General features: G+C 46.6%; 8 protein-coding genes and 1 pseudogene. All 9 read right to left on the bottom strand.

Annotated features, from left to right (window positions below):
* Positions 1-168, bottom strand: a pseudogene (locus AB4517_RS01850) (chemotaxis protein CheW); the annotation flags it as partial.
* On the bottom strand, positions 155-937 hold the full coding sequence (locus AB4517_RS01845) for a ParA family protein (protein WP_017071206.1): 783 nt from the start codon (positions 935-937) through the stop codon (positions 155-157). The gene AB4517_RS01845 and the pseudogene AB4517_RS01850, both read right to left, overlap by 14 nt.
* 10 nt (positions 938-947) lie before the next feature.
* Positions 948-2,072 carry a chemotaxis response regulator protein-glutamate methylesterase gene (locus AB4517_RS01840; protein ID WP_017071205.1) on the bottom strand — a complete coding sequence of 375 codons (1,125 nt, stop codon included), beginning with the start codon at positions 2,070-2,072 and terminating at the stop codon, positions 948-950.
* A 13-nt stretch (positions 2,073-2,085) separates the two neighbouring features.
* A complete protein-coding gene (locus AB4517_RS01835) occupies positions 2,086-4,278 on the bottom strand; it encodes a chemotaxis protein CheA (protein ID WP_372147806.1) in 2,193 nt (730 codons plus the stop codon).
* A gap of 9 nt (positions 4,279-4,287) precedes the next feature.
* On the bottom strand, positions 4,288-5,019 hold the full coding sequence (locus AB4517_RS01830) for a protein phosphatase CheZ (protein WP_017064113.1): 732 nt from the start codon (positions 5,017-5,019) through the stop codon (positions 4,288-4,290).
* A 105-nt stretch (positions 5,020-5,124) separates the two neighbouring features.
* On the bottom strand, positions 5,125-5,493 hold the full coding sequence (gene cheY, locus AB4517_RS01825) for a chemotaxis response regulator CheY (protein ID WP_016767062.1): 369 nt from the start codon (positions 5,491-5,493) through the stop codon (positions 5,125-5,127).
* 42 nt (positions 5,494-5,535) lie between these two features.
* The gene (locus AB4517_RS01820; protein ID WP_017060667.1) at positions 5,536-6,270 is read right to left on the bottom strand and encodes an RNA polymerase sigma factor FliA; all 735 of its coding nucleotides are present in this window, start codon (positions 6,268-6,270) and stop codon (positions 5,536-5,538) included.
* The gene (locus AB4517_RS01815) at positions 6,263-7,150 is read right to left on the bottom strand and encodes a MinD/ParA family protein (protein WP_017060668.1); all 888 of its coding nucleotides are present in this window, start codon (positions 7,148-7,150) and stop codon (positions 6,263-6,265) included. The genes AB4517_RS01820 and AB4517_RS01815 overlap by 8 nt, the downstream gene beginning before the upstream one ends.
* Before the next feature lie 13 nt (positions 7,151-7,163).
* Positions 7,164-8,726, bottom strand: coding sequence for a flagellar biosynthesis protein FlhF (flhF, locus tag AB4517_RS01810; protein ID WP_029235190.1), 1,563 nt, complete (start codon positions 8,724-8,726; stop codon positions 7,164-7,166).
* Between the last annotated feature and the right edge of the window lie 11 nt (positions 8,727-8,737).

Here is an 8,737-nt window from a genome sequence, read left to right as displayed (position 1 = left end):
TGGCTCTGGCTCTGGCTCTTCAGATTGTGATTCGTCGCTCGACTCGTCAACAAAAAAATCGTCAGATTCAAAGCTTTCATCACCTAACAGCGCAGTAAAATAATCATCCAGTGCTTGTTCACTGGAGAGACTTGGCTGCGCCAATGTTGATTCTTTATTCGCGCTCATTTATCGCCAACCTTTCGAGATAAATAAGCAACTGTTTATAAGCAAATACACCACGGCTACCCGATGCAAAATGAGAGGCTGGCAAGCGCTTTAGGCTCGCATCTCGAAACTTGGTATCAATCGGCACAGCAGACGTCCAAACTTGGTTTGGGTAATCATCTTTGAGCTGCGTTAATGTTTGCAGTGAGGCTTTGGTTCGCTTGTCGTACATCGTTGGGACAATCGTCACCTTAAACGGTGTTTTGCGAGACTTCTGCATGATGGTCAAAGTGCGAATCATGCGCTCTAAGCCCTTCATCGCCAAAAATTCCGTCTGTACCGGAATCAATATACGATCGCTAGCAGCCAATGCATTGACCATCATCACACCCAGAATTGGCGGGCAATCGATCAATACATAGTCATAGTCGTCTTTCAAAGCGGCTAAAGCACGCTTCAAGATCAACCCCATGCCGCTTCGATTTCCCATTACACGGTCTAATGTCGCCAAAGACATGTGCGCAGGGATAATATCGATACCTTCGACTTCTGTTTGTAAAAGCAAAGGTCTTACCGTCTGCACGTTAAACTCACGCAACTGGAACAGATCAAACAGGCTCGATTCCACCGTATCTGAATCGTAACCCAGATAGGTGGTCAGTGATGCATGTGGGTCAGTATCAACCAACAGAACACGGTGCCCCTTCAACGCAAGTAAACCTGCTAGAGTCACGGTCGTGGTCGTTTTACCAACACCACCTTTTTGGTTTGCAACACTCCAAACAATCATTTCGATTTACCTAAGCTAACCCAACTTCGACCAAGATCCTTTCCGCGATGCGGTCTAGAGGGAGGTCTTCAGTAGAAATGCCAGCTTTTGCTACAGCTTGAGGCATACCATATACAACACAGCTATCTTCGTCTTGTGCCCAAATTGTCGAGCCCGCAGTTTTCAACATACGCGAACCTTCTCGACCATCTGCGCCCATACCAGTCAGGATCATAGACAACACTTTGTCGCCGTAGATCTTCGCTGCAGAGCCGAATGTGACATCCACACAAGGCTTGTAGTTCATGCGGTCGCCGCCATCGATAATTCTTAGACGTGCAGACCCTGCGCGGCCATCCACCATCATCTGTTTACCACCCGGAGCAAGATACGCCACGCCAGGTTTTAACACATCACCGTCTTGCGCTTCGCGAACTTCAATCTTACACAAGGTGTTCAATCGGCTCGCAAAAGCAGCAGTGAATGTTGCTGGCATATGCTGAACTAACACAATTGGGTGTGGATAGTTAGCAGGGATGCGAGTCAAAATCTTCTGTAGAGCAACAGGGCCGCCAGTCGACGTACCAATTGCTGTTAATTGATACTTCTTACCTGACGCTCTGAATTTCGCCGTAGATGCAACCGCAGGCTTCGCTGTCGAAGTCGAAGCTGCTGTTGAAATCGGCTGGCGCAATGGCGTAGCTGTTGAAGTCGTTGCTGTCGCTCTCGGCGTAATAGGAGCACGGCGCATAAACGCACGCTTTGCTGCAATCTGAATCACACGCTGTTGAAGCAATGCAACTGCATCGTCGCGGTTACGTGCAATATCTTCAAACTTCTTAGGTAAGAAGTCGAGAGCACCTGCATCTAACGCATCTAACGTTGCTCTCGCTCCATCATGCGTTAACGATGAAAACATCAAAATAGGCGTTGGAGACGCGGCCATGATTTCACGAACGGCAGTGATACCGTCCATGACAGGCATTTCAATATCCATCGTGATTACGTCAGGTCTTAGCTGTTTCGCTTTTTCAACGGCTTCTTTACCGTTTACTGCTACATCAATGACTTCTAGGCGAGCCTCTGAGTTGATGATCTCGCTAACGCGACGACGAAAGAAACTCGAATCATCAACGACTAATACTTTAATCGCCATATTTATCCTTAAATTAAATTCTTGACGCAGCTGCGTACTGCTTCAACAAGTCCGGCACATCTAGAATCAATGCAATGTGTCCGTCACTTGTAATTGTCGCGCCTGCCATTCCTGGCGTGCCTTGCAGAAGCTTATCAAGCGGCTTGATCACGACTTCTTCTTGACCGATAAGCGTATCGACAACAAAACCAACACGTTGGCTACCAAGTTGTACGATAACAACATGGCCGTGCCCTTTACGCAGCTCAACAATACCCGCTTTAGGAGCAAGCCAGTTTTGCAAGTAGAACAACGGAATAGACTTATCGCGAACGATAATCGTCAGCTGGCCATCAACCACGTTTGTGCGGCTTAAATCTAGGTGGAAGATCTCGTTTACAGAAGCCAATGGCAATGCAAATGGATGACCGGCAACACCGACCATCAAGGTTGGTAGAATCGCTAGGGTTAGTGGAACCTTGATGGTGATCTTGGTGCCCTGTCCCATTTCTGAATCAATATCAATAGAGCCGTTCAGTGTGTTGATCGCTGTTTTCACAACGTCCATGCCCACACCACGACCAGAGATATCCGAGATCTGCTCTTTGCTTGAGAAGCCAGGAGCAAAAATCAGGTTGAAACACTCTTTATTTGATAAGCGAGACGCTGCATCTTCATCCATCAGGCCACGTTTAACCGCGATAGCACGAAGCTTATCAGGGTCCATACCGCCACCGTCATCAACGATAGCCAGTTCAATGTGGTCACCTTCTTGAGAGGCAGACAGAATCACTTTACCCGTTTGTGATTTACCCGCAGCAACACGGTCGTTTGGCATTTCAATACCATGATCGACAGAGTTTCTCACCAAGTGAATCAGGGGATCAGCAAGTGCTTCTACTAAGTTTTTATCAAGGTCCGTTTCTTCGCCACGCATTTCAAGAACGATGTCTTTCTTCAAGCTACGAGCAAGGTCACGGACAACTCGTGGGAAGCGACCAAATACTTTCTTGATCGGCTGCATACGAGTCTTCATTACCGCACCTTGAAGGTCTGCAGTAACAACATCTAAGTTAGAGACAGCTTTCGACATTTCTTCGTCGTTGCTGTTGAGGCCTAGGCTGACTAGTCGGTTACGCACCAATACCAGTTCACCCACCATGTTCATGATGGTGTCCAGTGTTGATGTATCAACACGAACTGTCGCTTCAGCTTGTTGCTTCTTAGCCGGCACTTTAACTTCAGCTTTTGCTGGAGCGCTCGGTTTTGGCTCAGCTTTAACGGCAACTGGCGCAGCAGGTTTAGGCGCAGCTTGAGGTGCTACTGCCTTAACTTCTGCAGGCTTAGTCGCGGCATCCAATTCTTCAATCGAAGGTCCATTACCTGAGCCATGTAGTTGGTCAAGTAACTTCTCGAACTCTTCGTCAGTCATCAGATCATCGCCTTCAGACATCGCCGAAACAGGTGCTGCTGGCGGCGTTGGCGGTGGAGGAGGCGTTGAACTTGCCGCTGTCGGGCTCTTACCCGCACCGTGCAATTCATCTAATAACTTTTCAAATTCGTCATCAGTAATATCACCACTGTCAGCAACAGACTGAGGTGCAGCGGGTGCTGGCGGCGGTGTTGGTGCAGAAGGCGCTGTTGGTGAACCACCTTTACCGTGAAGCTCATCAAGCAAGCGTTCAAACTCATCTTCAGAGATATCATCGACTGAAGATGCATTGATGTTTAAGCTTTCAGCAGTAGGTTCCGGAGCAATAACAGGCTCAGGCGCTGCAACAACAGGTTCAGGGATAATAGGTGCAGGCGCTTCTACTGGTGCCACTTCATCCGCAGACTCTGGTTTACAGAGACGGTGAAGTTCATCCAATAAAGATTGGTCGGCTGGCACTAAAGGTTCCTGATCTTGCACGGCGCGAAACTGTACATTGACTGTATCTAGCGCCTGCAGCATGGTATCCATCAAACCTGATGTTACGCTGCGTTGGCCGTTTCGCAGAATGTCGAACACATTCTCAGCACCATGACAAGTATCCACCAGCTCAGTTAATGCTAGGAAACCAGCACCACCTTTTACTGTATGGAAACCACGGAAAATAGCATTTAATAGGTCTTTGTCGTCAGGGTTATTCTCAAGCTCTACCAGTTGTTCTGATAGGAGTTCAAGGATCTCTCCTGCTTCGACTAAAAAGTCCTGAAGAATATCTTCGTCTAAATCGTAGCTCATACGTTACCTTTAAAATCCAAGACTGGATAACAAATCGTCGACTTCATCTTGAGATGCGACAGCGTCTTCGCGCTCTTCTGGGTTCATAATTGGACCTTCAGGCGCAATCGATGCTTTCTTCTCTGACTCTGGAGTTGGCTCTTTTTGATTCGCACCGAATACCGTGAGAATCTCGACCAAACGTCCTTCCACCTCATTCACCAAGGTAATAACTTTGCTGATTATCTGCCCAGTTAAATCTTGGAAATCCTGAGCCATCAAGATTTCAGTCAATTGTCCGCGTAGTTCAGTACTATCGCCTTCTACTTGGACAAGCAATCCATCAATGCGGTGACATAAAGCTTTAAATTGTGCCAGCTCAATGCGGCCATGCATCAGTTCATTCCATTGAGGCCTTACTTGAAGTAAACACTCGTGTAGGTTGTCTGCGATTGGCATACAGCGATCGACAGCGTCCATCGTCTTATTTGCCGCAACTTCCGTTTTATCAATGACATACTGAAGGCGATCCCTTGCATCAGGGATTTCGTCATTTGCGATAACGCTGATGCGTTCATCGAAATTGAATTGAGTCAAAGAGTCGTGGAGGTCGCGTGTCAGACTTCCTATTTCTTGAAGCATTGGATTGTCTTGAAGACTAAAGTTATCTTCATAAATGCTTCTCACAAGAGAATCAGCATTTTGCTGCTCATCGTTCTCAAGCAGCTCTACTAATTTTTTTGCTTGTTCTAATGAAATCATCCTGAATTCGGCCTTACTCCGCATACTTTGTGCGCTTAGGCTATCGAGATAAACAGATAACTTATCAGTCAGTGTTTACCTAGAAGTGCCTAAATTTATTGATGCTTATAAGCGATCAAAAATCTTATCAAGTTTCTCTTTCAGCGTTGCAGCAGTGAAAGGCTTCACAATGTAACCATTAACACCCGCTTGCGCAGCTTCGATGATCTGCTCACGCTTCGCTTCAGCTGTGATCATAAGCACTGGAAGGTGCTTAAGTTCTGCGTCTGCGCGAATGTGTTTAAGCAGGTCAATCCCTTGCATGCCTGGCATGTTCCAGTCAGTTACCACGAAATCAAATTCGCCTTTTTTCAGCATAGGTAACGCGGTCAAGCCATCATCTGCTTCTTGAGTGTTGTTGAAACCTAAATCGCGAAGTAGGTTTTTAACAATTCGGCGCATCGTTGAAAAATCATCAACAATGAGAATTTTCATGTTTTTGTTCAAATTAGCCTCCACTGAATAGGATCAGTGTTGTTAGTCGTTCTGTGTCCAAGCACTTAACTTAGTGCGTAAACGCTGCATAGATTGGCTCAGTATTTGGCTGACACGAGATTCGCTGACACCTAACACTTCCCCAATCTCTTTTAAATTGAGTTCTTCGTCGTAATAAAGCGAAAGCACAAGGCCTTCCCTTTCCGGAAGTTGTTTTATCGAATCGATCAAAGCTTGGCGGAATGACTCATCAGCAACCCCTTGAAAAGGCGTATTATCTTGAGAGTCTTCGTTCGGAGATATTACATCATCTGAGACGCCTAAATCTTCAATTCCAACCAGTCTTGAGCAATTAATGTCAGTTAAAGCACTGTGATACTGCTCTAAACTGAGCCCCATGTGTTTTGCCACTTCGGCATCACTCGGGTCGCGGTTGAGGATACCCTCTAATTCCGCAATTGCACTGCTGATTTCTCGATTGTTCTTATGAACCGATCTCGGCACCCAGTCCCCACGGCGAATGTCATCCAACATTGCCCCGCGAATCCGAATACCAGCATACGTCTCAAAGCTTGCGCCTTTGGTACCATCATAGTTTTGTTGCGCTTCAATCAAGCCGATCATGCCAGCTTGAATTAAGTCATCAACCAATACATTAGGCGGTAATCGCCCCAACAAGTGATGAGCGATACGTTTAACCAACACAGAGTACTTCTCAAAAAAAGCCTGTTGGCTATTGTGATTAGCGTGTTGGTCGTAAGTAAGCGCTTTATTCACCAAATGGTTCCTCTATAAATTCAGTACGATTCAGCAGCCTTTCAACAAAGAACTCCAAGTGTCCGCTCGGTGTTTTTGGTATTGGCCAGGTCAAGGCTTTGTTAGCCAAAGAGCTGATTGCCAATGCAGCTGGAGAGCGAGGAAACGCATCGACTACGATTTTCTGTCTCTTGACTGATTGACGTACTTTATCATCTAAAGGAATACATGCTACGAGTTCGAGGCTCACATTCAAGAAGCGCTCTGTGACCAAAGTCAACTTTGCAAATAATTCTCGGCCTTCGCGGTAGCTTCTGACCATATTTGCAACAACTTTGAATCGCTGAACTTGGTGTTCTCTGCTTAAAAGCTTAATCAAAGCATATGCATCCGTGATCGAGGTAGGTTCATCACATACCACGACAACCACGTCTTGCGCCGCTCTTGAGAAGCTGATCACCATGTCCGAAATACCGGCTGCGGTATCAACCAACAAGATATCCATCTCGTCTTCAAGCGAACCGAATGCGCGAATCAAACCAGCATGCTGTGCGTGTGAAAGTTCAGTCATGCTTTGAGTGCCCGATGTCGCTGGAATAATTTTAATTCCGTGCGGCCCTTCGACAATCGCATCCTTAAGTTCACATTCGCCAGCCAACACATGCCCAAGGTTTCGTTTAGAACGAATACCTAGCATGATATCGACGTTCGCTAGTCCTAAATCGGCATCTAGCACCATGACTTTTTTGCCTTGGCGCGCCATGCAAATAGCCATACCTAACGTCACATTAGATTTACCAACGCCTCCCTTACCACCGGTTACAGCGATAACTTTTGTGAGTGAAGGCTTGGTTAAGCGACGGAGGCCGCTAGCTTGGTCATGTATCATATTTTCATTCATATTTATCCGCCGCCTAGAGCCCTTCAGAATCGCTATTCCAGTAATGAGGTTCATTCTCTGTAGATTTTTCTAATAGCTCATTAGCCTTAGCAATCATGTACTTTGGCTGAGCTATAACGATATCTTCAGGAACTCGTTGACCATTTGCTATGTAAGCAACTGGTAATGCATTTTGTATTACGACACTGATGAATTCACCTAGACTTAGGGATTCATCCAGCTTAGTCATGATGCATCCCGACAACGGGATTCTTCTAAAGTGTTCAATTGTTTCTTGCAGCACTTTGCGTTGCGCGGTTGCAGGCAACACAAGGTAGCTATTGATAACGGAACCACTCTCTTGCATCAATGTGTCTAACTGCTCAGATAGGCGAACATCTCGTTGTCCCATGCCTGCAGTATCGACCAGAATCAGGCGACGATTACGTAACTGATATATTACATCGGCCAGTTCGCTAGAATCTTTAGCAACTCTTACAGGACAACCCATAATTCGGCCGTAGATCGATAACTGCTCATGTGCACCTATACGATATGTGTCAGTTGTCACTAGTGCGACGTTATCAGCGCCATATTCCATGGCAGCACGTGCAGCTAGCTTTGCAACAGTCGTTGTTTTACCCACGCCGGTTGGGCCAAGTAGAGCCACAATACCGCCGCGTTTTAAAATATCTTTTTGTGTAACGGAGATTTGGTCAGCAACCAGAGCTAACAGAGCCTTCCATGCACGTGCAGGTTTAGTATCTTCAGGAATGTAGCAAGCCATTTGATCGGCAAGCTCTGCAGATACACCCATACGTTCAAGGCGCTTAATAAGCATGGCTCTCAGTGGTTCACGGCGCTCAACTTCTTGCCACATCAACCCAGAAACTTGATGCTCTAACAGACGACGAATTGAGGTCATCTCTTCGCGCATCGTTTCCATTTCAGTATCAGAACCTTTGGACTGAGTGTTCTCTCGACCACGATCATAACGGGTAGGATCCAAGCGAGGTGTCGGGCGCTCTACTCTGCGGTCTTCAGCAATCAACTTAGACAAACCCGTTTCACGAGCAAATGCAGAATCAAGATTTCCGTGAGACTGTTGGTTACCGTGAGATTGCTGATGGCCATGAGACTGCAAATTGCTTTGAGTCTGATGACTATGAGGCTTATGGCCCGTGCTTGATTGGCGATTGAGCAATGCTGACAATGAATCTTCATTTTCTGCACGATGCTGTGGCTCATCATCGGCGCCATGACTGTATTGCTTAAGCATATTCGCAAAGCGCTTAGTCATTGAGCGTCCACCTTCAACATTCGACTGTAGGCTAACCTTGTCATCGTCTAGTTGACGTCGCCCAGCAGGAGCTGCGGGCGCGGCCATTTGCGTATATTGGCTTTGTGCAGGCTGCTGAGGTTTATTTAATCTCTGGCTCGCTGTCGACGGGCTGGATTCGCCATCAATAGCGGCAACAATTTCCACGCCACCTGCGACCTTTTTGTTAGACATGATCACCGCTTCTGAACCAAGTTCTTCTTTAACTTGGAGCAGAGCCGTTCGCATATCTTTTGCAAAAAATCGTTTAATTTTCAATTCGATTGTCC

The sequence above is a fragment of the Vibrio sp. 10N.222.52.C3 genome (assembly GCF_041474195.1).
Classification (GTDB): domain Bacteria; phylum Pseudomonadota; class Gammaproteobacteria; order Enterobacterales; family Vibrionaceae; genus Vibrio; species Vibrio crassostreae_C.
The sequence above is the reverse complement of the archived record's forward strand: the minus strand, read 5'-3'. Positions and strand labels throughout refer to the sequence as shown.